General features: G+C 43.7%; 19 protein-coding genes. 7 read left to right on the top strand and 12 right to left on the bottom strand.

Annotated elements, in window-relative coordinates; translation table 11 throughout:
• Positions 1-247 precede the first annotated feature (247 nt).
• The 4 genes from RT064_RS03210 to RT064_RS03195 all read right to left on the bottom strand — a co-directional run bounded on the left by RT064_RS03210 (position 248) and on the right by RT064_RS03195 (position 4,156).
• The gene (locus RT064_RS03210) at positions 248-1,813 is read right to left on the bottom strand and encodes an Rne/Rng family ribonuclease (RefSeq protein ID WP_219299098.1); all 1,566 of its coding nucleotides are present in this window, start codon (positions 1,811-1,813) and stop codon (positions 248-250) included.
• 70 nt (positions 1,814-1,883) lie between these two features.
• Complete coding sequence (locus tag RT064_RS03205) at positions 1,884-2,531, bottom strand: HAD family hydrolase (protein WP_313061390.1); 648 nt, start codon at positions 2,529-2,531, stop codon at positions 1,884-1,886.
• Positions 2,528-3,079 carry a hypothetical protein gene (locus RT064_RS03200; RefSeq protein ID WP_313061387.1) on the bottom strand — a complete coding sequence of 184 codons (552 nt, stop codon included), beginning with the start codon at positions 3,077-3,079 and terminating at the stop codon, positions 2,528-2,530. The genes RT064_RS03205 and RT064_RS03200 overlap by 4 nt, the downstream gene beginning before the upstream one ends.
• A gap of 6 nt (positions 3,080-3,085) precedes the next feature.
• Positions 3,086-4,156, bottom strand: coding sequence for an RluA family pseudouridine synthase (locus RT064_RS03195; protein WP_409519521.1), 1,071 nt, complete (start codon positions 4,154-4,156; stop codon positions 3,086-3,088).
• 858 nt (positions 4,157-5,014) lie between these two features.
• On the opposite strand from RT064_RS03195, the gene RT064_RS03190 reads away from it, so the two are divergent.
• A complete protein-coding gene (locus RT064_RS03190; RefSeq protein WP_313061383.1) occupies positions 5,015-8,821 on the top strand; it encodes an Rne/Rng family ribonuclease in 3,807 nt (1,268 codons plus the stop codon).
• A gap of 106 nt (positions 8,822-8,927) precedes the next feature.
• Here the strand turns inward: RT064_RS03190 and RT064_RS03185 are convergent, their stop codons facing one another.
• The gene (locus RT064_RS03185; protein ID WP_313061378.1) at positions 8,928-9,845 is read right to left on the bottom strand and encodes a DUF808 domain-containing protein; all 918 of its coding nucleotides are present in this window, start codon (positions 9,843-9,845) and stop codon (positions 8,928-8,930) included.
• Positions 9,846-10,228: 383 nt separating this feature from the next.
• Here RT064_RS03185 and RT064_RS03180 point away from each other — a divergent pair, with 383 nt between their 5' ends.
• The 3 genes from RT064_RS03180 to RT064_RS03170 all read left to right on the top strand — a co-directional run bounded on the left by RT064_RS03180 (position 10,229) and on the right by RT064_RS03170 (position 13,975).
• On the top strand, positions 10,229-11,071 hold the full coding sequence (locus RT064_RS03180; protein WP_313061375.1) for a DsbC family protein: 843 nt from the start codon (positions 10,229-10,231) through the stop codon (positions 11,069-11,071).
• A gap of 173 nt (positions 11,072-11,244) precedes the next feature.
• Complete coding sequence (locus RT064_RS03175) at positions 11,245-12,582, top strand: homoserine dehydrogenase (protein ID WP_135889670.1); 1,338 nt, start codon at positions 11,245-11,247, stop codon at positions 12,580-12,582.
• Positions 12,583-12,796: 214 nt separating this feature from the next.
• The gene (locus RT064_RS03170; RefSeq protein WP_313061371.1) at positions 12,797-13,975 is read left to right on the top strand and encodes a thiolase family protein; all 1,179 of its coding nucleotides are present in this window, start codon (positions 12,797-12,799) and stop codon (positions 13,973-13,975) included.
• 87 nt (positions 13,976-14,062) lie between these two features.
• On the opposite strand, the gene RT064_RS03165 is transcribed toward RT064_RS03170, so the two are convergent.
• Positions 14,063-14,704, bottom strand: a complete 642-nt coding sequence (locus tag RT064_RS03165; protein ID WP_313061368.1) for a DUF1294 domain-containing protein — start codon at positions 14,702-14,704, stop codon at positions 14,063-14,065.
• 459 nt (positions 14,705-15,163) lie between these two features.
• Between RT064_RS03165 and RT064_RS03160 the strand changes: the two genes are divergently transcribed.
• Positions 15,164-15,997, top strand: a complete 834-nt coding sequence (locus tag RT064_RS03160; protein WP_313061366.1) for a DUF2382 domain-containing protein — start codon at positions 15,164-15,166, stop codon at positions 15,995-15,997.
• A gap of 170 nt (positions 15,998-16,167) precedes the next feature.
• A complete protein-coding gene (locus tag RT064_RS03155; RefSeq protein ID WP_313061363.1) occupies positions 16,168-16,731 on the top strand; it encodes a DUF2382 domain-containing protein in 564 nt (187 codons plus the stop codon).
• Positions 16,732-16,878: 147 nt separating this feature from the next.
• On the opposite strand, the gene RT064_RS03150 is transcribed toward RT064_RS03155, so the two are convergent.
• From RT064_RS03150 to fadB, 4 genes are all read right to left on the bottom strand, one after another.
• Positions 16,879-17,796, bottom strand: a complete 918-nt coding sequence (locus RT064_RS03150; protein WP_313061360.1) for a LysR family transcriptional regulator — start codon at positions 17,794-17,796, stop codon at positions 16,879-16,881.
• 136 nt (positions 17,797-17,932) lie between these two features.
• Positions 17,933-19,255 (bottom strand): polyamine export protein PaeA, encoded by a 1,323-nt coding sequence (gene paeA / locus RT064_RS03145; RefSeq protein ID WP_313061358.1) that lies wholly within the window; start codon positions 19,253-19,255, stop codon positions 17,933-17,935.
• A gap of 219 nt (positions 19,256-19,474) precedes the next feature.
• Positions 19,475-20,647, bottom strand: coding sequence for an acetyl-CoA C-acyltransferase FadA (gene fadA / locus RT064_RS03140; protein ID WP_100270450.1), 1,173 nt, complete (start codon positions 20,645-20,647; stop codon positions 19,475-19,477).
• A 30-nt stretch (positions 20,648-20,677) separates the two neighbouring features.
• Complete coding sequence (gene fadB, locus RT064_RS03135) at positions 20,678-22,834, bottom strand: fatty acid oxidation complex subunit alpha FadB (RefSeq protein WP_313061354.1); 2,157 nt, start codon at positions 22,832-22,834, stop codon at positions 20,678-20,680.
• Between the two features lie 279 nt (positions 22,835-23,113).
• Here fadB and RT064_RS03130 point away from each other — a divergent pair, with 279 nt between their 5' ends.
• Positions 23,114-23,554 carry a hypothetical protein gene (locus RT064_RS03130; RefSeq protein WP_313061352.1) on the top strand — a complete coding sequence of 147 codons (441 nt, stop codon included), beginning with the start codon at positions 23,114-23,116 and terminating at the stop codon, positions 23,552-23,554.
• A gap of 27 nt (positions 23,555-23,581) precedes the next feature.
• Here RT064_RS03130 and RT064_RS03125 read toward each other — a convergent pair whose 3' ends face one another.
• Positions 23,582-23,962 (bottom strand): 5-carboxymethyl-2-hydroxymuconate Delta-isomerase, encoded by a 381-nt coding sequence (locus RT064_RS03125; RefSeq protein ID WP_313061350.1) that lies wholly within the window; start codon positions 23,960-23,962, stop codon positions 23,582-23,584.
• Positions 23,963-23,973: 11 nt separating this feature from the next.
• Positions 23,974-24,444 carry a Cys-tRNA(Pro) deacylase gene (gene ybaK, locus RT064_RS03120; RefSeq protein ID WP_313061347.1) on the bottom strand — a complete coding sequence of 157 codons (471 nt, stop codon included), beginning with the start codon at positions 24,442-24,444 and terminating at the stop codon, positions 23,974-23,976.
• Positions 24,445-24,533 lie beyond the last annotated feature (89 nt).

Below are 24,533 nucleotides of genomic sequence, written 5' to 3'. Positions count from 1 at the left end.
TTTACCTGTTCTTGACAGGCACTTTTTGAAAATAAAAAAATTTCGGTCCCACTCAAACTATTAACTTGCAATACATAGATAGCATTATTAATAGTCGGTGAAACTGTATTCTTTAATTTCGTGTCGCAAACAATGGAGCGACTGTATTAAAGGGCTTATTCTTTTATGAATTGACGAATCATCTTCGTCGCCCTGCAATAAGTTAAGTGGGCTGTATTATACCGATTTTTTGGGTAAAAGCAATAGGCTAATCTAGCAAAATATCATATTGTTCTTGATTAAAACGGTTATCACTCTCCAAATTAATCGGACGACCCAGCAAATATTCCATCTCTGCCACCGTATCCGCTTCAATGGTTTCAAGCAAATCAATCACCCCGCTATTTGCGACCACGGTAAATTTCTTAGGGGCATTATAGGTTCTGGCACAGCGCATCAATTCGCGGAAAATCTCCAAACACACGGTTTCGGCGCTTTTGACAAAGCCTTTACCGCCACAGGTTGGACACGGCTCACAAAGCTGTTGTTGTAGGCTCTCTCGCGTGCGTTTGCGAGTCATCTCTATTAGCCCAAGCGCTGAGACTTCGCTGATGTTGGTTTTGGCATAATCGCGCTTTAATTGTTCTTGCAGGCTTGCTAGCACTTCATCGCGGTGTTGTTGCTCTTGCATATCGATAAAGTCAAGAATGATAATCCCGCCCAAATTACGCAGTCGCAGCTGACGGGCGATGGCGTGGGTAGCCTCTAAATTGGTTTTATACACCGTATCTTCAAGGGAACGCCCTCCGACAAATGAGCCTGTATTGACATCAATGGTGGTCATGGCTTCGGTTTGGTCAATGATGAGATAACCGCCTGATTTGAGATTAACACGGCGATTGAGCGCGTCTTTTAAATCCTCTTCAACGCGGTGAACATCAAATAACGCCTGCTCGCCTTCGTACAATTGAATACGTGGGAAAATGGCAGGGACAAATTCTTTGGCAAAATGACGAATAGCATCAAACACTCGGGCATTATCGACCGTCACCCTTTCCGTCTGCTCACCAATCAAATCTCGAATCGCGCGCAAAGGTAGCGATAAATCTTGATAAATCAGCTCAAAACGGCGATGGGTCGGCGTTTGTTCACGGCGGGCTTGTACCATCCGCCAAAGCTGTAGTAGATAATAAATATCTTCTTCAAGTTTGGATTGCGGGATATTTTCGGCAGCGGTACGGGCAATCAATCCGCCTTGTAGATTGACTTGGTGCATCAGCTCGCCAAGCTGTGTTTTTAACCGCTCTCGCTCATCGCCATCAATCCGCTGAGAGATGCCAATATGTTCACCATACGGCAAGTACACCAAATAACGCGAAGGCAATGACACATCCGTCGTCAGTCGTGCCCCTTTACTGCCTAATTGATCTTTAATCACTTGCACCAAGATACGCTGTCCTTCATACAAGCGGTTTTCTATCAACTCGCTAGGCGGTGGCTGATAGGTGGTTGTGGTCATCGCAAGCGTAGTGGTGTCAGGGTCTAGAGTATTGTCAATTGCGGGGTTTTGCGGTTTGGGCGGCTCAATGGCTGAGAGCTTAGGACGCAGGGTCTGCATATCATTGACGTGCAAAAACGCGGTACGCGATTGCCCAATGTCGATAAACGCCGCCTGCATCCCTGGCAGTACGCGCACCACTGTGCCAAGGTAGATATTGCCCACTGAGCCAAGTTTGCTATGGCGTTCGATAAAGATTTCGTTGAGTATCCCATCTTCGAGCACGGCGACTCGGCTCTCAGATGGGCTGATGTTGATGAGTAGTTCTTCGGTCATTATTAACAGCTTTTTAAAATTTTTAATTGCCGTTATTCTACTCGAAGTTAGTTATCTGCACAAAGCTAAACTAAATTAGCTGTTGTTTTAGTTCATTGATTGTAGTCACAAGCTTGGTTGGATGTTCTTTTGCCAAAACATCGGCCTTTTCACAGCCGTAACTCACTGCTATGCTGTCCATATTGATATTATTTGCCATCCGAATATCATGAATACTATCACCGATAAAAACAGCGTCTTCGATTCTTGTGCCTGTTTCTAACAAGATTTGCTCAAGCATTAAGGGATTTGGCTTACCTGCGGTTTCGTCAGCGGTTTTGGTGAGCGTAAAAAACGCTTGAATCCCAGAATTGGGTAGCACGCGCTGCAGCCCTTTTCGTTTCTTGCCTGTGGCAATCGCTAAGGTTTTGCCTTGTGCGTGTAAATCTTGAATCAATTCTTTAATACCATCAAACAGTTTGTCGTTGTCACAATGCTTGACATAATACTCAGAGTAAGTGGCTAAAAGTTCATCATATTTATCGCTGTGATTGGGGAAAAGCATGGGAAACGCATCGACTAACGCAATGCCGATAATGGATTTGGTGGCGTCATCGGTGACGGTTAAACCGTGCTTTTCGGCAGCATAGCGCATGGCAGCGACGATTAAGCCAACCGAATCCATCAGCGTGCCGTCCCAATCGAAAATGATTAGCGATTTTTGGTTAAAATTATTCATAAGTTGTTGTTTTCACTTGATTGTAAAAATTGATTAATTCGACTGACAATCTCGGGACAAAAATCTTTTCGATGAAAGCGAGTTTCCCAAACCCATAATAAGTAATGCACTATATTGATAAAATCCTCAGCAGTTAGCGCATTTGTAGTTAATAAGATTTGTAATGCCTTTGAAAAATCGGCAATATACTCAAGATTATCCTCATACCCCATATCATAGTTACCCAAAATACCCATTTGGTTAAACATCATGGCTTTTTCAAACGTGATGCCTTTGCCATTCACCTCAATCTTTTTATCAATCGGGAATTCTTGAGTGGTTGTCTGAATGCTTGATTGCTTCGGAATAGCCACAGGCTGTTGACCTACTAAGTAAGTCAATGGCATAAAAACAATGCAATCATCGGTATTTGCGGATGTTTCAAGGGCAAGAGATAGCAAAAACGCCCGCACTTGAGTTGCTGAAAATTGGTTAAACTGCTCAGTAATTTGCGTGATGAGCGAAGGCTCTAGCTTTGCCCATCTATCATCTTTATAGACTATTGCCACCGCTTATTACCCTACTAATGATTGCATATCATCGGGTAAATCTGCTGTTATCACCTCATATTCCGGAATAGCAAGCTGATAAGCATGCAAGCACAAACGGCGCACGCTTTTATCGCCTTTAGCCACATTCGGATTGTATTTATCATCACCCAACAGCGGATGCCCGATACTCGCCAAATGCACACGGATTTGATGAGTACGCCCTGTGAGCGGTTTGGCTTCAATTAAGCTGACTTCTTGACCATTTAACTCAAATTTTTGCAACACGTTAATTTGGGTTTGGCTTGGCTTACTGTCTTCGGACTTTACATCCACTTTGACCCGGCGTTCACCGCTTTTGCCTTCTTGTGTGGCAGGCAACGTGTATTTTAATAGCGGTTTATCAATGGTTTGTGTTTCGCTACTTATCCAACCTACCACCAAACACAGATAGGTTTTTTGCAAGGTTTTTTCTCGCAAATGCTCTTGTAAAGTTTTAAGGGTTGAGCGTTTTTTGGCAATCATCAGTAAACCAGAGGTATCTTTGTCAATGCGATGTACTAGCTCAAGGTATTTTTTACTCGTTGCTTCTCGCATGGCTTCAATCACGCCAAAACTCTCGCCACTGCCGCCATGCACCGCCATACCCGATGGTTTATTGAGTACGATTAGACCCTCATCTTCATACACAATGCGCTCAAGCAAGCTCTGGGCAAAGTCAGGGCTAATCACGGGCTTTTCACGCGTGGCAAGCTTGATGGGTGCAATGCGCACCACGTCATTACGCTGCAGTTTGTCGTGGGGTTTACAGCGTTTGCCATTGACACGGATTTCGTCGGAACGAATCATGTTATAGACGTGTGAGCGCGGCAGTCCTTTAAGACGACCCAACAAAAAGTTATCGACACGTTGGTCATGTTGCTGGCGCGTGACGGTCAGATAATTGACTTTAGCAAAATCTAAAATATCGTCATCTGCAGACTGCGGTTGTTTGCTAGGCATGCGTTTTGGGGTTTGATGAGCCGATTGTTGCGATGGGGTGTCGCGTTTTTTGTTAGGATGGGCGGGACGTTTGGGAGACTGCGCGTGCTCTGTCATATTTTGATAGCCGTTTACATAAAAATTTGCTATAGTTTAGCAGTTTAGTGCCTGTGCCGCTATGAATTCGCGCCATCAATTCGACTTAAACCCTGTTAAGCTTCCTTAGAATGGAGTGTATGCGGGATAATTAGACTGTCGCTTTTGCTGTCGCCCATACAGCCGAAATTTATTCATGGCAGTATGACTCACGATAGGGCGCACTAGACTGCCAATATTTATAGATTTTAAGACTGATTTTAATCAATATCAGCACACGACATACGAGTAACGAAGATAATTGTCATTTGAAAACATGTTCAAATAGTTTGTAAAGATTAGTGATATATAGAGATAACAGATAAATGGTGGGTTTTGTGCCTTACAACCACAAAACAGCTGGTAACGATTAGCGTATTATGCGCCTAGGTAAATGAACTCAGTAGTTGCGATTTTGAGATAAACGTTTACGGTTTTGGACGATTTACCATTTTAAATTGCCCACGCCTTTGTAAAACCTAACTTATCAGGCTTGCCATTTAAAACGAAAACTAACGCTAACACTTTTTGACCAATAGGGAAAAAGGGTTCATTCATCTGTCCTAAAACACACATTGTTTTGGGCAACAACCCCCAATCCAGCATGACAGTTGCATTTACCTAACAGGCTTACAACCTCGCTATGGCAATAATCCAACTTAATCATGCAATTTTTGGTGAACAACAAACCTTGTTATCAAGCGTTGTCAAGCCACTTGCGCTTGGTATCAGCGAGTCTAGTCAGGACTGTTTGACGTTGTTTTATCTAATATTTGATAGTAATGTTTGATAGCAACATTTATCTACGCTCGTATGTTTTGTGTGTTTAGGAGAAAACACATGAAACGCATCCTCATCAATGCTACCCACGCCGAAGAAATCCGTGTTGCCCTGTGCAATGGCAATCATTTGTATGATTTCGATTTAGAAAACCGTACCCGCGAGCAAAAAAAAGCCAATATTTATAAAGGTCATGTGACCCGTGTCGAGCCATCGCTTGAAGCGGTATTTGTCGAATACGGTTCGCAACGTCAAGGTTTTTTACCGATTCGTGAAATCGCCCCAGAGTATCTAGCAGGCGACCCTCGCTCTACCAATAACATCAAACAACTGATTAAAGAAGGCGATGAGCTCATCGTGCAAGTGGAAAAAGAAGAACGCGGTAATAAAGGCGCGGCGTTATCTACTTTTATTTCATTGGCAGGTCGTTATTTGGTATTGATGCCCAACAACGCGCGTGGCGGCGGCATCTCTCGCCAAATCTCTGGCAAGCTGCGCGATGAGATGAAGCAAGCGCTAAGTGAGCTAAGACTACCTAAAGGCATGAGCGTTATCATCCGTACCGCAGGGATTGGTAAAACCACGGATGAATTACAACAAGACCTTGACCATTTATTAAACATCTGGAAAGGCATCCAACAACAAAGCCAAAAATTCCCCTCACCTCGCCTGTTGCACCAAGAAGCGGGCGTCGTCACCCGTGCCGTACGCGACTACCTGCGTGATGATATCGCGGAAATTTGGGTCGACAATGAATACGCCTATAATGAAGCGGCGAATTTTATTGAAGCGGTGATGCCGCAGCAAGCAAATAAACTGCGCAAATACACTGACTATGAGCCGATGTTTGCCCGTTTTGGAATTGAAAAACAAATCGAAACCGCCTACCAACGTGAAGTACGTTTGCCAAGCGGCGGTTCGATTGTGATTGACCAAACTGAAGCCCTAGTATCGATTGATATTAACTCATCAAAAGCCACCAAAGGCGCGGATGTCTCAGAAACGGCGTTTAATACCAATTTAGAAGCGGCAGATGAAATCGCCCGTCAATTACGCTTGCGTGATATGGGTGGTTTGATTGTTATTGACTTTATTGACATGGCAACCGATGACCACCAAAAACAAGTGGAAAATCGTCTCAAAGAAGCCACCAAAAACGACCGCGCGCGTATCCAATTCGCTGAAATTTCACGTTTTGGACTACTTGAAATGAGTCGTCAACGCTTGCGTCCGTCACTTGAAGAAGCGACAGGTTACCTCTGCCCCCGTTGTCATGGTACCGGTATGATTCGTGACTTGCGTTCACTTGCTTTGTCAATCATGCGTCAAATCGAACAACGGGCGCTACAAGAGCGTCATGGCGAAATACAAGCCGAAGTGCCAACTGACATCGCGGCATTTTTACTCAACGAAAAACGTGAAACGCTGGTGTGTCTTGAGCAAGAAAGTGGCACGCGCATTACTATCTTGCCGCATGCGCATCTTGAATCCCCCGAGTTTAATATCACTTATAACAGTGATGGATTCGCGCCATCGAGCTATGAGCGTGTCGCCGAAAGCCAACAACAAGAATATAAAGACCGTGGCTACGATACGAGCAACTGGCACACCGATGACAATGAAGTGAGCCGTGTAGCACCGACAGGTAATCATAATGCCTGGAGCAATGCTAGCAACGCCGCCAATACCACGCCTAACCCTGCAACGCCATCCAACAAACCTCAGCAAACTGCCAACAATACGACTGCCGCCAAAGCTGCCGCGCCACAACCCGTGCAGCCGGCTGCCACTGTCCCTGCGACTTCAGCAGTCGCTTGGCTATCGAACTTGTTTGCCCCTACCCAGCAAGCCCAAGTCACCCCACACTTTAGTGGTCAAGATGCCGCTTCGGCGATTGAGAGTCTCGTCAATACCGGGGCGCAAAGCTTGGGGGTGCAAGGTCAAATCAATCATGCCGCATTGACGGCAAGCATCCCTGCGGTGAGCACAAACACCAGTGAAACTAGTGCCAATCCTTATCAAGAAGCGTCTCAACAACCTTTAGCCACGGCTGAATCAGGCGATAAAGATGCCGAGCGCCGTAAACGTGGTAACCGCAAACCAAAGGCTAAAAAACCAAACCGTTATCAATCTGAAACGAGTGAGGCGGAAGTTTCATCACAGGACACTGACAGCAATAAAGACAAGTCAAACGATGCGTCAAAAACTGCCAAAACTAGTGAGCTGCCAAAACGCGAGCCGAATAGTCGCCGTGACAGCCGTGGGGTCAAAGAACGTCGTGCTACACTAGCGAATGACGATAGTAACGCGATTGCAGTCAATGATGTAACAGCCACTGATACCGCTGTTGCCCCTGTCGATGGTAGAAAAAACAACCAATCCAGAGCAGAAAAACCGAAAGGCACCAAACAACGTGACCCCAACAGTGTGCAAGTTCAAGTATTTAAAACTGAACAACAGCAAACTATAGCTGCGGTTGAAACAACGCACCTCTCGCTAGATGCCAGCAAAGGAGAAATTGCAAAAACTGAGGTGCAGTCAATAGCCTCGGCTACGACAGCCGAACCCACAACACCAGAACAGGCAATTCAGATGCCAGTTAACCCTAGCAGCGTTACAGTTTCCAATGACAAGGTAGCAGAGCTTTCTACAGCCTCTATACCATCTGCGCCATCCGCTGAGCAAGCCCCTGCCCAGCTAGCAGTGACACCGAGCCAAGGTCGTGCCAAAAATGACCCACGCGAAGTCTATAAGGCTTATCAAGCGCAATTTAGCCCAGTTGCCTCTGTAGTGAGTACTTCGGTGACAAAAATTTCAGGTACGGTGAGTCAGTTTATTAATCAGTACTTAGATAATGCCGCTGAAAAAATGGCAAGTGACAGCGTGGTTAGCTGCTTTATCCAAGCCATCGATGCCTTTAATCATCAAGCTGCTACCACCACTACCCCAGCAAAAGATAATGTCGTAGGGGCTGAACAACAGCGTTTTGGGCAGTACTTTAGAAATTATGGCTATGCCAGTCTATCCGCGCAAAACTTGGATGATTATCATACGGCCATTTTGCCAGCCAATCAGTTCCAACGCCAAGCAGGCAAAACTGACGCTGCGCTGCCAACAGTGACTAAACGCGCCATCAATGATCCACGCGGTTCCTTAGTGAATACCGCTGTCGCTCAAGCGCCGACTGACGCAAACCCGTCAGTTGCTGAGCCTACCCCCAATCAAACTGACAGTGTCACCGGTCAAGTAGAAGCAGCCTCAACTCAATCAGCGTCGCCTAACCAAAATCACCTGTCATATCAATCAGGTAGCGTAGGCGCATGGATTGTGGCGCGCTTGGGCGAGCAAGGTCATGCTTTGATTGAGCAAGGTAAATTGGTCGAAGCTTACTTGCAAGCGCACAATGTGCCAGTCGCTAACCAACCAGCCGAGTCAGTCTCTGCGACAACAATAGCGGATGATGCTATAGTGAATCAGGACGTTGACTCAGTGCCAACAGCTGATGAACCCGCATTAGACCATAACACTGACAGCGAAGGTGTTGAAGCAACGGACGTAGAAGATAGCGCAGAAGCAGCGGCGCAAAAACGTAAAACCACACCCGTTAGTTATAAGAACATGATTGAAAGTGTGGCAGAGCAAATGAAACCGGCAACCGTTGGTATGCTGACCTTGGCAACGCCAAAAGCACCAAAAACCCGTACGCGTAAAGCTAAGGCGAGCGAAAAACCAGCAGCCAAACCCAAAGCGCGTACCAGTAAAAAGGTGGAAAATGCCGTGGTTGTCACTAAAAAATCGACGACTACCTCCCAAACTGACGTAGCGCCCTCTCACGATGAGTCGGTAACGCCGCAGCACAATCAGTAAATCAATCGTGTTTGCGTGCCTGTATAGCAATAAAAAAAGCAGTTCGACATGAACTGCTTTTTTATTTTAGCTACAAATTTTAGATACAGTGAATGGGCGGGCTTTTCTAATGGGTAGGCTTATTGCGAATTTTTGAGATGACTGTCATGATCGCAACTACCACTAAACCTGCTACCAAACCAACCAGTGCATTTAACAGGTTGGTAGTTAAGCCTGAAAACGCCCCTGACAAGTCACCTAAATGTTCAATCCCATGATGTAACGCACCAAAGCCATGCGCCAAAATACCACCACCCACCAAGAACATCGCCAAAGTACCGGCGATTGATAGCACTTTCATCAAAATAGGCGCAAAGGCTAATAAGGCTTTACCTATACTTTGTACCGCTGATGACGACTTTTGTTGCAAGTGCAGCCCCAAATCATCTATCTTGACAATCATGGCAACAAAGCCATACACACCCACTGTCATGATGAGTGAAATTACTACCAGTGTTATCGCTTTATCCAGTAAAGGCACCGTTGCCGCAATGGTGCCCAGTGAAATTACAATGATTTCAGCGGATAAAATAAAGTCCGTCCGCACTGCCCCTTTGATTTTTTCTTTTTCATGCGCCACCAAATCCACACTTTCATCGGCATTGGCTGCTACCCGCTCGGCTTGCTCGGGGTCGTTACTGCCAGAGTGGGGCCAAAATTTGTGCACCACTTTTTCTGCCCCTTCATAACACAGATATAAACCACCAATCATCAATAATCCTGTCACCAAGGCTTGCGAAATTGCACTGATAATCAAAGCCAGCGGCACCAATATCGCTTTATTGACTAAAGAGCCTTTGGCGACACTCCACACCACAGGCAGCTCGCGATCGGCTTTTACCCCTGATACTTGATTGGCGTTGAGTGCCAAATCATCACCCAACACGCCCGCCGTTTTTTTGGCAGCGACTTTTGTCATCACCGATACATCATCTAGGATGACGCTAATATCGTCGAGTAAGGTTAACAAACTAGCAATTGCCATGATAAATTCCTAAAAAATAGTAAAGGATGAAAAAATAATAATAGTTATAACTAGCTGACGATTTGTTAGTTTACAAATTTGTCATTCAAACACAATGTTTAAATTGTATCGCAACTTATCAATAGTTATTCACTTAAACGTTGAATTTTTTTAATCAATCCAGTTAAACAAACTTTGTTAAATAATTTTTCAATCCATTAATAGAACTTGGCTTTAAGCCGATTGCTTTGAGTCCATGGCTTTGAGTCCATTGAAACTGAAACAAGCGAGAATGTGAAGCCTAATCTAGTAGATTATTAACAATAAGTTGACAGGGGTAGCGCTCATACTCCATAACAATATGGTAAAATAAAAACCTATATTAACGTTCTGTGGGTTTTCTCATGCTCATTCGTTTTGCAACTTATCCTGCTAAAACCTCATTAACTATTCGTTTGCTTAACAGTGTTATCGCCGTGGCTGGCATTGTTGGTTTGGCAGGTTGTGATAATGCCCAATCGCGCACACCCGCCAAGTCTGAAAGTCAGAAACTTGAAGCAATTAGCAGCTCAGCCTCTGTGGCAAAAAATGAATCGCAGCTACAGCAAATGCTGACGGCAAATTTGGCCAAATCAGGTATCACCGCCAAAATCACCTCGGTGACAGCGACCAGTATGCCAAATATCTATTGGGTCAAAGCCGAAGGTTTACCGGCATTTTTTACCGATGCGACAGGTCAATATGTGGTACAAGGTGATATCATCAAAGTCGGTGGTGCCAAACCTGAGCATATCTCAGCGAACTTGCAAGCGCAAGATGCGAAAGCCAGCCTTGCCACTATCGATAAAAAAGACATGATTATCTTCCCCGCCAAGGGGCAGACGAAAGCAGCAATCTATGTGTTTACCGATGCAGATTGTGGTTATTGCCGTAAATTCCACAGTGAAATTGATGAGGTGAACGCACTGGGGATCGAAGTGCGTTATCTACCTTGGCCACGTAGTGAACAGACCATGCCCATCATGGAAAAAATCTGGTGTAGCAGTGACCGCAAAAAAGCCTTAACCGATGCCAAATTGGGCATGCCTATCAATGCATCGACTTGCACTAACCCCGTACGTAAAATTTATGAGTTAGGCGCAAATTTAGGTATCAATGGTACCCCAGCGGTGTTTGACACAGAGGGTCATCAACTTGGCGGTTATCTGCCACCGGCTGAATTGGCACAGGCGCTCAACCTCAAATAAGTTAACCCCAGATGGGATACCAACCAGCTAGTTGTCATTAGCTGGTTTTTTTGTTTTAATTTTTTTGGGCAATTGGATTTTATACCTTACCAATCACAAGTTAGCATGGTATATTTAGCTAGCCAACTTTTGAACTTTTATTTTTATATTTTTGACATTTGAGAATTTTTTTTATGAATAATCGACCTATTCAATTAGCGATTTTAGGGCTTGGTACTGTGGGTACTGGGGTGGTTGAACTACTGCAAAACAACCTTGATGAAATGACGCGTCGCACAGGACGTGAGATTAAAATTACCCACGTAGGCACGCGTCGCAACCGTACCGATATCCCAACAGACATCAAACAATCTGCCGATTTGCTTGATATCGTTCAGCAAGATGATGTGGATATTGTGGTGGAATTGATGGGCGGTACGACCACGGCTAAAGAGGTGATTTTAGCAGCAATCGAGCATGGCAAACATATTGTGACTGCCAACAAAGCATTACTGGCAGAACATGGCAATGAGATTTTTGCCAAGGCAGATGCCAAGGGCGTCAAAGTGGCGTATGAAGCCGCGGTCGCCGGCGGTATTCCGATTATCAAAATCTTACGTGAAGGCTTAGCTGCCAATAAAATCGATTGGCTTGCAGGTATCATCAATGGTACAGGCAACTTTATCATGACTGAAATGCGCGATAAAAAGCGGGACTTTGCAGATGTCCTAGCTGAAGCCCAAGCGCTGGGTTATGCCGAAGCCGATCCGACATTTGATGTCGAAGGGATTGATGCTGCGCATAAATTAACGCTACTTGCGTCAATTGCGTTTGGTATCCCGCTACAATTTGACAAAGTTTACTGTGAAGGCATTACCAAAATCACCAAGCAAGATGTGCGTTATGCCAACGAGCTTGGCTATCGTATCAAGCATTTAGGGTTTGCTAAACGTCGTATTTTAGACAGTGGCGAAGAAGGTATTGAATTACGTGTACACCCCACTTTGATTCCAAAACAGGTGTTACTTGCCAATGTAAATGGGGTAAAAAATGCCATCATGGTTGACGCAGAGCCTGTCGGACAAACCTTGTATTACGGTTCGGGTGCCGGCGCAGGCGCAACTGCATCAGCCGTGATGGCAGATGTGGTGGACATGGTACGCGCCCTTGCAGAGACCAATGATTCAACCGCCAATTTGGTGCCGCATCTGGCATTCCAGCCTGAGACACTAAATAACACACGCATTTTATCGAGCGATGAAATGATCACAGGCTACTATCTGCGCCTACAAGTCAAAGATGATTTGGGTGTACTAGCAGAAGTTACCCGCATTTTAAGTGAGTCTAAAATTAGTATTGATGCAATTTTGCAACAGCCAGCGCATGATGATACTAGCACTGATTTGCCTGTCATTATTATGGTTGACCCCGTTGTTGAGCGCAATATGAATGAAGCGATTGCCAAAATTGAAGCGTTAGATACCGTGACCGATAAGGTGATACGCATTCGATTGGATGAGTTAATGCAGTAAAATTTGGGTAGACTTGACTGGTATATTTTACAGTATTTTCAGTAGTTTAATTTACATTTTAACTATGATAATATGAAATGTATCGCATTAGCTAAACTTAAAACATCTATTGTGATTGGCATGGTTGCCGTTTACAACCCTGTTTATAGACCCTAGTGATTTAGGTCGTAGTTTGCTTGTGACAACAAAAACCCTAACTCAAAGGAAATTTAATATGGAAAATTCAGTCGTAATCGTAGATGGCGTTCGCACTCCAATGGGTGGATTCCAAGGTGATTTGAACGAAGTATCAATGCCAGAGCTTGGTGCAACCGTCATTAAAGAAGCCGTCAACCGTGCCGGCGTAAAACCAGAAGAGATTGACGAAGTTATCATGGGTTGTATCTTAACCGCGGGTGCAGGTCAAAGCCCAGCGCGTCAAGCGATGCGTAAAGCAGGTATCCCAGATGCCACAGGCGCAATCAATGTCAACAAACTTTGTGGTTCTGGTATGAAAGCCATTATGCTCGGTGCCAACTCAATTCGTAGCGGCGAATTTGATATCGTGGTAGCAGGTGGCATGGAATCAATGACCAACGCCCCTTATGTGCTACCAAAAGCACGTGGTGGTTATCGCATGGGTGATGGCGAAATCAAAGACACCATGTTCTTAGATGGTCTTAAAGATGCTGATACCGGCAAGTTAATGGGTGTATTTGCTCAAGAAATGGCAGATAAACGGGGTATCACACGTGAAGCGATGGATGCATTTGCTATCGAATCGCTAAAACGTGCCAACACCGCCATCAATGAAGGTCACTTCAAAAACGAAATCGTTCCAGTCACCGTGAAAACTCGTAAAGGCGATGTGGTCATTGACACGGATGAACAACCTGGTAAAGCTAACGTAGACAAAATCCCGACCTTAAAACCCGCGTTCTCAAAAGATGGTACAGTCACTGCCGCTAACTCAAGCTCAATCTCTGATGGGGCCGCCGCCGTTGTATTGATGTCAGAAGACAAAGCCAAAGAAAAAGGCTTAAAACCACTTGCACGCATCGTTGCCCAAGCGACCCACTCACAACACCCAAGCGAATTTACCATCGCGCCCATCGAGTGTGTGAAAAAAGTTTTAGCAAAAGCTGGCTGGAGCAAAGAAGACGTTGATCTTTGGGAAATCAATGAAGCATTCGCCATGGTAACCATGCTTGCTATGCAAGAAATTGACCTTGACCATGCTAAGGTTAATATCGAAGGCGGTGCTTGTGCATTAGGTCATCCCGTGGGGGCATCAGGTGCGCGTATCGTAGTCACACTTATCAACTCACTCAAACGCACAGGCGGCAAAAAAGGCATTGCTAGCTTATGTATCGGTGGCGGTGAAGCGGTTGCATTAGCCATTGAATTAATCTAATTGTCTCATGCTAAAAAAAATCCCTAATCTATATTAGGGATTTTTTTTGCTCAACAATCGACCTATAACAATCAATCTATCAAGCAATCATCTGATTTTCATGTTGATATAACTTATGATTGCCAAAGCTAAGAGATTGCCGATCACTGTCAAGTAAAAAGCCCTACGAAATTCTGGTTTGGTCGATTTATGGCGCAATAACCAATGGGCAAACGCTGCCCCTACCCAACCCCCAACAAAAGCCAATTTATGGAGTGACGCTTCTTGCACGCGCCAATCACCATTTTGCGCAGCTTTTTTATCATGCGCATACAGCAGATAGGTCGCCAAGCTTATCGCAAAATACCAACCTATAATCCATAAGGGTAAGTGCTTAACCAGCACAACAGCGGTCAGTAACACAAAAAACAGCACCCCAATAGCCACCCACATGAGTAATGTTTGATTGTTAAGGTTGTTTTGAGTTTGACGAACTTGGCGGGCATTTTGTTGGGCAATTTTTTGTCTAACAAACGACTGTTGCTGCACGTTGACAGCGCAGGGTTTGCCATCTCTGCCTTGCCCTATTTCAAAAACTACCGCTTCATTAAGCACAGGACGTTGGTTCGCTCGGTATTCGCTGATATGAAAAAAGATGGCAGAGTCTTGTAAATTATTATCCGTTCGCTCAATAAACCCAAAGCCTTTGTCATCTTGCCAACGGCTTATTTTGCCCTGATATTTTGTCATTAAAAATCACCTAGTACTATGTTTTTATAACGCATTTTTTATAACTCATTACTGGGGTTCGCGATGGTGGTTTGCGCGATGTGTTCTACCCAACTTTTTTATATATTTTTACTTTATTGCTAAAAGCCCAATTTTTTTACGCTTGGTTGCAAAAGTTACTTAAGACAACGGCCAATTACACCCACCACACAAAACTTTATCCAATTCTACTATTTAACAGGCAAATTTTCGAGTAACCTTGTGTGCAAGTCGAGCGATAAAGATTACGAAGTTTTTCATCACTCTTATCATCGGCGAATTCAGCAATCCATCAGTGATGAAATATTTAATTTGTTGAATTTAAAAAAATTTATTATAACAAGTTTCAGTTAACTATAAAAAATTATCTTATATTTGTTAAATTTTAATTTAACTATTTTAATAAAAATACACAATAAGATATATAAAGGAGATTTTCTCATGGCAAGTTTAATGCGTTTACGCGATATTCAAGACACCCACGTTGACCTTTTAGGTAATGATTATTTTGATCCAACGGGTAAAACCGCTTATGGCGCCAATGGCGAAAAAATAGGTAGCATTCAAGGTGCTCTAGTTGATGATACCACAGGTCGTATTCGTTATTTCATCGTTGATGTAGGCGGTTGGTTTAGCTCAAAAGAAGTTTTGGTACCAGCAGGGTTAGCTCGTATTCAAGACGACAATGTCTATTTTGATTCGCTCAGCCGAGATACTGTTGAAACAATGGACAGCTACGATCCTGACTACAATTACAGTATTGAAGAACAAACGGTTCGTGACCGTCATGTATTTGACCGTGCTGCAACGCCCGTTAAACTTACTGATAACGACTACCAATCACCGAGTACACTGCAGTTGCTTGAAGAACGACTTTCAGTCAATAAAGAAAAAATTGTAGCGGGTCTACTAAAAGTAGGTAAACACGTTGTGTCTGAGCCACGCACTGTTAATGTTGAGCTAACTGAAGAACAAGCGCATATCCAGCGTACGCCAGTTAATAAACCTACTGACCGCAGCATCGGTGATAATGACAATGCTACTATCGAGGTTGAACTGGAAGCAGAACGTGCAAATGTCAACAAACAAACTTACGTGACTGAAGAAGTGAACGTAGATAAAGTTGCCCAAACTCGCACCGAGACATTTAATGAAACCGTTCGCCGTGAAGAATTAGATGTACAAAAAGATGGCGTTGAGCGCGTAACGGGTGTTGATACTGTCGAGGGTAATGTATCACCTGCAATCGACCCAAATTCGCCCCGTAAACTTTGATAATTAATATCATTAGAATTAATTACTATAAAGTTTAACTTCTGCCAACGGTGTTGCCATTGGCTTGAAAAAGGCAGATGATTTCATCTGTCTTTTTTGTGGTTGTCATATATTATTACAGGATTTTGGAACAATAACTTTGCAATGGAAAACACTCGATGAAAAACCCGATGATTAATACTACTGAACTAAACACCCATGATAACCATACTCATGATAATATTGTTAAAACCATCGATCTTCGTGAAGATACTACTAACACTTTAGAGCTATTAGCTGAACGCCCCCAAGTGCAAATCGAGCGATTTATCAAAGACAATATTAAATTATCAAAAAAAATCATCACCCAAACGGTTAACGTTCCTGTGACACTCAATCAAGAAGTGTTAGTGATTGAACATGTATTTGCCCAGCCTAACGCCTCTCATGATAATTTAGTTAGCGTGGTTACTAATAACGTCAATGTGCCACAGTTGATGGTAAATGGACAAGCGATTACTTTAGGCGATACCCCGATTGAGATTCCTCTACTTCAACAAACAGCGAAAGTAAATATTGAAACCATTGTGGCGGAAAAAGTACAGTTAATGACCCAAAACGTCAGTCATGAAACGCAAATCCCTGTGACACTGCGCCATGAAGAATTGGTTACTGAAAAAGTTGAATACGATGAGCCAACAGTATTAGCAACAACGCATATCTCACCTGAAGAGGTTAACTTAGTTTCAAAGTAACTCCATTCTACTCTGGGTGAACTCGCCTTAGTATCTATTGGCGTGTCTTTTGGTGGCGTATGTTGATATGTAATTTGGGTGTGGCATACATCAATATAAGTGTCATAATGTCACATCCAGCATTTTTAATTGATTAGGTTTAACCCATTAGGCTCGATGATGGGCTGGTAATATCGATTTATGGGTAATCTCTGGCAGTAGATCCAAAAACCCTTGAATATAAGCCACCTCTTTACTTGTGGTACGAGTCGCCGCATAAAGCTGGCAAAACACACCCTCTCCTAACGCCCTTGATATTACCCATCCTTTTTTTTCGTATTCATTGACCACCCAATTCGGTAACGAGGCAACCCCTCGTTCACTCGCAACCAGCTGAATTAACATGGCAGTCAATTCTGTGGTTCTTAGTTTCTTGGGCGCAAGTCCTGCAGGCGCAAAAAAATGCGCGATGATATCAAGGCGCTTGGCTTCCACGGGATAAACGATGAGCGTTTCATCAATCAAATCTTCTGGCAAAATCGGCGATTTTTTATCAACTAATGGGTGCGTCGGTGACAACACCAATCGACTTTCATATTGGAATAACGGCAGATAGCTGATTCCTTCCAAGGCTAAGCGACTGGCTGTGATAAGTACATCAATTTCTTCATCGAGTAGCATTTGGTGAGGCTCAGGTTCAAAGCCTGAGCTAAAGTCCAGCTCAACGTCTTGCCATTCCCTGCGATAACGATTAAGAATAGGCATCAACCAATCAAAACAGCTATGACATTCTGAGGCCAAACGCAATTGTCCCGTTTGACCACGACCCAGTCTTTTAAGGTTGGCAGTGGTGCGATTAAATTGCGGTAGCACATTGTCCGCAAGTTTGAGTACTTCTTTGCCTGCCGGGGTAAAGCTTAGCGGTCTTGAGCGGCGATTGACGAGGCTAACACCATAATAATTTTCAATTTCTTTGAGCTGATGCGAGACTGCTGATGCCGTGACATACAAGTCCTCAGCCGCGGCAGCAAGCGAGCCTTGCTCACGTAGTGCAGTCAATAATTGAAGATGGCGGATTTCAAGCATAAAATAATTTTACCGTTTGCCAAGCCCAAAAGAAAAAAGTTCACGATTTCATGAAACCATGAACTACTTTAACAAGAAACGTGAAAAAAGTTAATCAATTTCAAGTCAAAGCGGCCGTATTACTTAATCACTTTGACTAACTATCACTGATAATGTGCTCTTCTTCATCTTTGAAATTACGCGTCACAAGTAACTGGTCAATTTTATGATGATCAATATCGACTACTTCAAATTTATAACCTTGATATTCAACAAAATCCGCAGGGCGAGGAATTTTGCGCAGTTTATACATCATAAAACCTGCTAAAGTTTCATAGTTGTCCCAATCAGGAAAATCTTCGATACCGAGCGCATGTTTGACGTTTTCAATCGGCGTGGTACCTTCAATCAGCCATGAAAATTCATCACGCTGGATAATCTGCTGCTCATCTTCAATCGGTGCGACCCAATCCCCCATCACTGTCATCATGATATCAGATAGCGTAATGACACCGACAATGAGCGCATACTCATTCATCACCACGGCAAATTTTTCTTTACTAGAGCGAAAACGGTCTAGCAGCTCAGATAAAGTTAATGTATCGGGGATGATTAATACATTACGAATCGTAGTTTCATTGAGCAAAATTTGCGACTGGTTACTAAGAAGTTTTACCAAAATATCTTTGGTATCGACATAGCCAATCACTTCATCAATATGGTCTTTACATACCAAAAATTTTGAATACGGGTAACTTGCGATTTTTTGGCGAATACTTTGCTCAGACTCGCCAAGGGTGAAATACACCACGTTCTCACGGGTGGTCATGCTAGAGGGCACGTTACGTTCTTCAAGCTCAAAAACGTTTTCGATAAAGTGATGTTCTTGCTTGAGCAACACCCCCGCTTGCGCCCCTGCATCCACCACAGCAGAAACATCATCAAAGGTGATATTTTCTTCTCTCACCATGTTGACTTTAAAAATTCTAAAAATCAGATTTGCCAGCCCATTGATAATCCAAGCTAGCGGCTTAAATAATTTGATTGACAGCAGTACAGGCTCAATCACCGCTAACGCCACGCGTTCTGGGTTAATCATACCAATGCGTTTAGGAATCAAATCGGCAAACAAAATAAACAACAAAGTGACAAACAAAAATGACATTATAAAACCGATATTATCAAGCATTTTGCCTTGATAAAATGGGGAAATAAGGTCAATAAAGTAGGGGCGAAGCGCAGACTCACCGACGATACCGCCCAAAATTGCCACGGCATTTAGCCCAATTTGTGAGGTGGCAAAAAATTCGGCAGAATTTTCTTGTAAATGTAAAATTTTATTGGCGCGATTGTCACCCGATTCTGCCAACAACTTTAGCTTAATGCGCCTAGCACCTGCCAAGGCAATTTCGGAAATGGAGAAAAAACTGGAAATCAATACTAATATACAAATAATTAGTAGATTTTGGAATAAACTCACAATACACCTATATTTATCTATTTTTATCTAGACAACATAACAGATTTGGCAAAAAATTTCTTAGACTTTATGGTAAAGCAATAGCAGTAAACAAACATTGATAAAGAAATATGATAAAGAAAAACGGATAAAAAACATTAGTAAAAAATATGGGTAAAAAACTACACGCGTAAAAAAAACCCTTGATTGAAATCAAGGGTTTTTTTAATAACAAAATAATTATACACGTTCGATAATGGTGGCAATACCTTGACCCAGACCAATACACATGGTGGCAAGACCAATTTGGGTATCTTGTTGTTCCATCACATTTAATAGTGTGGTGGTGATACGTGCACCAGAACAGCCTAGTGGGTGACCTAACGCGATAGCGCCACCATTTAGGTTAACGATGTCTAGTTTGTCTTGTAGGTTTAAGCCCTTAAGAACTGATAAGCCTTGTGCGGCAAATGCTTCGTTAAGCTCGATAGTTTGCATATCGTCGATGCTCATGCCAGCGCGTTTTAAGGCTTTTTGGGTAGCAGGTACTGGACCATAACCCATGATAGCGGCATCACAGCCTGCCACTGCCATACCACGAATACGGGCGCGTGGTGTTAAACCTAAGTCTTTGGCTTTTTGTGCAGACATGATAAGCATCGCAGACGCACCGTCAGATAAGGCGGATGACGTGGCAGCTGTCACGGTACCACCTTTAGGATCAAATACGGGACGTAATGCCGCAAATGATTGTAGGTTGGCATCGGGACGAATCACTTCATCGATAGTGCAAAGTTGTAGGTTACCGTTTTCGTCATGACCTTCAATGCCGATGATTTCGTTTTTGAAACGACCTTGCTGTGTCGCTTCCCATGCACGGCGATGTGATTCTACACCAAACGCATCTTGTTCTTGACGGCTGATGTTATTCATACGTCCAAGCATTTCAGCGGTTAAACCCATCATGTTAGAGGCTTTTGCATAGTATTTTGAAGCCTCTGGGTTGATGTCAATACCGTGCATCATGCCCACGTGACCCATGTGCTCAACACCGCCGATAATGAACACATCACCTTGACCGGTCATGATTTGTGCCGCTGCGGTGTGAAGCGCTTGCATGGATGAACCGCATAGACGGTTGACCGTTTGACCTGCCGTAGTACGGGGTAATTCAGCCAATAAACCGATGTTACGACCGATGTTCATACCTTGCTCTAGGGTTTGGTTGACACAGCCCCAGATGACATCTTCTACAAGTTTGGTATCAAACGGGTTACGCGCTACCAAAGCTTTAACAAGCTCCGCAGACATGCTGTCAGCGCGTACATTACGGAACATACCATTTTTTGATTTGCCCATTGCGGTACGAACGCCATCGACAATCACGACATCTTTTGGACTTAATGTAGTCATTTTATTCTCCTTAAAATTTATAATCGTCGATTACGCTTGTGGGTAAAAAGTTTTACCATTTGCCGCCATATCGCGAATCATTTGTGGCGCTTCATAGGCTTTACCTAAGCTTGCGTATTTGTCGCAAAGGGCTAGGTAATTTTGTAGGCCGATTTGGTCGATGTAACGACATGGGCCACCACGGAATGGCGGGAAGCCAATACCCATAATCATCGCCATATCTGCCTCTGCAGGTGTCGCCACGATGTTGTCCTCTAGGCAGCGAACCGTTTCATTACATAATGCAATCATTAAACGATCGATGATTTCTTGGTCTTCAAACTGTTTTGGCGCATCGATAAATGGTTTTAATAATTCAACAGTTTGTGGATCGGCAGTTTTAACTGGCTTGCCTTTTTTATCCGTTTCGTATTTGTAGAAACCAACGCCATTTTTTTGACCTAAGCGATTGGCTTCAAACAATATCTGACCGCTCACTTTATAATCTGGTTTCATACGGTCTGGGAAGCCTTCCGCCATGACTTCTGCCCCATGAACGCCTGTGTCGATACCCACAACGTCCATCAAGTAAGCAGGACCCATTGGCCAACCAAATTTTTCCATGACTTTGTCAATTTGAACAAAGTCAGCGCCTTGTTTGATCAATAAGTCAAACGCACCGAAGTAAGGGAATAATACGCGGTTTACTAAGAAACCTGGGCAGTCATTTACCACCACGGGCACTTTACCCATTTTTTCTGCTAACGCTACTGTAGTCGCTACCGCTTCTTCGCTTGATTTTTCACCACGAATTACTTCAACCAGCGGCATACGATGGACTGGGTTAAAGAAGTGCATGCCGACGAAATTTTCTGGGCGCTCTAGTACCGAAGCTAAGTAGGTGATAGAGATGGTCGAAGTGTTAGATGCAAGGATACAGTTGTCTTTAACTAGTCCTTCAACTTCTTTTAATACCGCGTGTTTAACTTTTGGATTTTCAACAACCGCTTCAATCACGATGTCAGTCTCACCAAAATCACCGTAGTTTAGAGTAGGACGGATACGGCTTAAAGTTTCGCCCATTTGTGCTGGGGTTACTTTACCGCGTGCCATACCGCTTGATAGGTGTTTGCTGGCCTCGCGCATACCTAAGTCAAGTTGCTCTGACTTGATGTCTTTCATGATGATTGGCAAGCCTTTTGAGGCGGCTTGGTAAGCGATACCGCCACCCATGATACCTGCGCCCAATACAGCAGCTTCTTTAATATCATGCGCTTTGGCGCTGTAAGTTTTAGCGAGTTTACGAACCGCTTGGTCGTTTAAGAATAAACCGACTAGGCTTTCTGCTTGGGGGGTTTTTGCGGCTTTTGCAAAACCTGCAGATTCAATTTCTAAGGCTTTGTCACGTGGTAGATTCACGTGTTTTTCGATAGACTCTAACGCGATTTTTGGCGCTGGGTACTGCGCTGGATTGGCTTTTGAGAACAATACACCTTTGGCTGAGTTAAATGCCATCGCTTGTTCTAGGGCGTTTAATTTGACTGGATTGATTTTTTCGTCATGGCGTGCTTTCCAATCTAAATCGCCTGCGATACATTTTTTGACTAAATCAATCGCTGAAGCCTCTAACTGGTCAGCGGCAACAACCGCATCCACCATACCGACTTTCAATGCAGCAGCTGGTTTTTGTGCTTCGCCAGTTGCGATGATTTCTAAGGCATTATCGATACCGATGATACGTGGCAAACGCACCGAACCACCAAAGCCTGGGAAGATGCCCAGTTTAACTTCGGGCAAACCGATGCTGGCTTTGTCACTCATGACACGGTAGTCACAAACCAACGTCATCTCTGTACCACCGCCCATCGATGCGCCATTGATTGCCGCAACTTTTGGGAAAGGCAGGTCTTCAAAACGGTTGAACGTTTTGTTGATGTCAAGTACCCACGAAGCAATCTCGCCTTCTGGTTTTTTGAAGTTACCAACAAATTCAGTAATGTCCGCACCAGCGATGAAAACTTTTTTTCCTGAAGTAACGATTAGACCTTTAACGTCTGAAGATTGTTCTAATGCCGTGACTGCTTCGCCAAATTCTTTGATAGTGGCTTGGTCAAATTTATTAACGCTCTCAGTTTGATTATCGTAGTTTAATTTAGCAATACCGTCTTCGAGTAGCGATACCGAGATGCTATTTCCTTGATAAATCATTGCTAACTCCTTGAGTTATGTTGAAATCAACGGGGAAAACCGAAAAAATGATGTTTTGCACGATGTCTTTATATGATGTCTTTAAAAGATGCTTATGAAAAGATGCTTGTTAAAATTTTTACATACCGCAGACAAAACAAAATCTTGACTAGTTTACTATGTTTGCGATAAGTTGAGAATAACGCAAATGACTGTTTAGTCATTGGCTAGCCCTTGTGTATCCTTACCCTTGTGTATCCTTATTTATATCTTACAGATTTTTCATAGGAAGCGAAAAACATGGCAAAATTTTTAAAACGTTATCAGTTGGTCATTATCTTATCTTTATTGGGGATGACCCACCCGCTCAATGCCACACCCGTACAGACCGTTATCCATTTTGGCAAAAACCAAACCAGTAAAATGTGGGTTGGTCAATTATCGCCCAAACAAGACAGCCTGCTTTACCAATTCAACGCTAGCAAAAATCAATACGCAACCTTAGTATTGATGCCTCGTAGGGGCTATGCTGAATTTGCCAATGTCGGTGTTATTATATCCCCTACGGGCAACTCTGATGGGGGCAAAGGCGGTGTTGTCTATCAAGGTTGTTTGCCACAATCAGGCAACTACACCATCCGCATCGCACGCAATTTGATGGCGAGCAACGGAGGCGCTGCAGGTTTTGTTGCCAAACTTACTATCTTACCCGTTGGCAAAAGTCAGCAAAAATGTGCTTAAAGTAGCCAATTTTTATCCCTAAATTCTCTATTTGAATTCGACATACTGCTTGACATAATTGGCGCTTAGCGTGGTGGAATTGACGCAAATCTGTAAATTGCCAGCAGGCACCTCACTTTCGAATTCCTGCAGATGCGCTTTGATAGCATCGGCAATGCGCTGCGCCAATGATTGAATGGTAGCGTCATCCCGCCCTGGCATCAGATAAAAATGCGCCATAACAAAGGCTTCATCTCCGCTATCGGTCAGTCCTACTAAGACGTGGTTTGGGTAGTAAATACGTGATTTGATATCACTTTGCAGCTTAAAGTTGCCAGACTGCCATAGCGTATCATTGACCCGCGCTAATAGGTTATCGGGCTGACTAATAAGACGGTCGTGACTCACTTCAATAATGACATTGGGCATGGTGTTATCCTTTACTCTTGAATTAAATCTGCAAACTTGGCGTTTATTGCGCCTGCTAAATCCGACGGTGACAACTCAATCTCCAAGCCGCGTCTACCGCCACTACAATAGATCGTCGCAAAGTCTCGTGCCGACTGATCGATAACTGTGGGCAGGCGTTTTTTTTGACCTAGCGGGCTTACCCCACCTAGCACATAGCCTGTGGTACGTTCTACCAATTTGGGGTCTGCCATTTGTGCTTTTTTACTGCCGATGGCTTTGGCGATTTTTTTTAGGTTGAGCAAATGCTCAACAGGCAGTATTGCAACAGCGAGTTTGTCATTGTCATCTTGCACCACCAAGGTTTTAAATACCCGCTTTGGCTCAACTTGTAGTTTTTCTGCCGCTTCAAGCCCATAGCTTTCACTATGCGCGTCATGATGGTATTCATGTAATTGGAAGTTGATTTTTAATTTTTTGGCAAGATTAACGGCAGGTGTCATGGCGGTTTCTTAACAGGGTTTGGTGATTGAACAGAGTCATTTATCATAACCAAACTGCGGGTTAAAACAAAGCACATTGGGTATAAAAA

The sequence above is a fragment of the Moraxella sp. CTOTU49097 genome (assembly GCF_032064105.1).
Taxonomy (GTDB): Bacteria; Pseudomonadota; Gammaproteobacteria; order Pseudomonadales; family Moraxellaceae; genus Faucicola; species Faucicola osloensis_B.
Note: the sequence above shows the minus strand (reverse complement) of the source record. Positions and strands in the feature narration are given on the sequence as shown.

Excerpts from the sequence above, each read along its gene's own strand:
- fadA (WP_100270450.1), bottom strand. The coding sequence starts at position 20,647 with ATGACTACATTAAGTCCAAAAGATGTCGTGATTGTCGATGGCGTTCGT.
- RT064_RS03125 (WP_313061350.1), bottom strand. The coding sequence starts at position 23,962 with ATGCCCAATGTCATTATTGAAGTGAGTCACGACCGTCTTATTAGTCAG.
- RT064_RS03205 (WP_313061390.1), bottom strand. The coding sequence starts at position 2,531 with ATGAATAATTTTAACCAAAAATCGCTAATCATTTTCGATTGGGACGGC.
- RT064_RS03175 (WP_135889670.1), top strand. The coding sequence starts at position 11,245 with ATGAATAATCGACCTATTCAATTAGCGATTTTAGGGCTTGGTACTGTG.
- RT064_RS03130 (WP_313061352.1), top strand. The coding sequence starts at position 23,114 with ATGGCAAAATTTTTAAAACGTTATCAGTTGGTCATTATCTTATCTTTA.
- RT064_RS03195 (WP_409519521.1), bottom strand. The coding sequence starts at position 4,156 with ATGACAGAGCACGCGCAGTCTCCCAAACGTCCCGCCCATCCTAACAAA.
- RT064_RS03190 (WP_313061383.1), top strand. The coding sequence starts at position 5,015 with ATGAAACGCATCCTCATCAATGCTACCCACGCCGAAGAAATCCGTGTT.
- RT064_RS03165 (WP_313061368.1), bottom strand. The coding sequence starts at position 14,704 with ATGACAAAATATCAGGGCAAAATAAGCCGTTGGCAAGATGACAAAGGC.
- RT064_RS03180 (WP_313061375.1), top strand. The coding sequence starts at position 10,229 with ATGCTCATTCGTTTTGCAACTTATCCTGCTAAAACCTCATTAACTATT.
- ybaK (WP_313061347.1), bottom strand. The coding sequence starts at position 24,444 with ATGACACCTGCCGTTAATCTTGCCAAAAAATTAAAAATCAACTTCCAA.
- RT064_RS03155 (WP_313061363.1), top strand. The coding sequence starts at position 16,168 with ATGATTAATACTACTGAACTAAACACCCATGATAACCATACTCATGAT.
- RT064_RS03170 (WP_313061371.1), top strand. The coding sequence starts at position 12,797 with ATGGAAAATTCAGTCGTAATCGTAGATGGCGTTCGCACTCCAATGGGT.
- RT064_RS03150 (WP_313061360.1), bottom strand. The coding sequence starts at position 17,796 with ATGCTTGAAATCCGCCATCTTCAATTATTGACTGCACTACGTGAGCAA.
- RT064_RS03210 (WP_219299098.1), bottom strand. The coding sequence starts at position 1,813 with ATGACCGAAGAACTACTCATCAACATCAGCCCATCTGAGAGCCGAGTC.
- RT064_RS03160 (WP_313061366.1), top strand. The coding sequence starts at position 15,164 with ATGGCAAGTTTAATGCGTTTACGCGATATTCAAGACACCCACGTTGAC.
- RT064_RS03185 (WP_313061378.1), bottom strand. The coding sequence starts at position 9,845 with ATGGCAATTGCTAGTTTGTTAACCTTACTCGACGATATTAGCGTCATC.
- fadB (WP_313061354.1), bottom strand. The coding sequence starts at position 22,834 with ATGATTTATCAAGGAAATAGCATCTCGGTATCGCTACTCGAAGACGGT.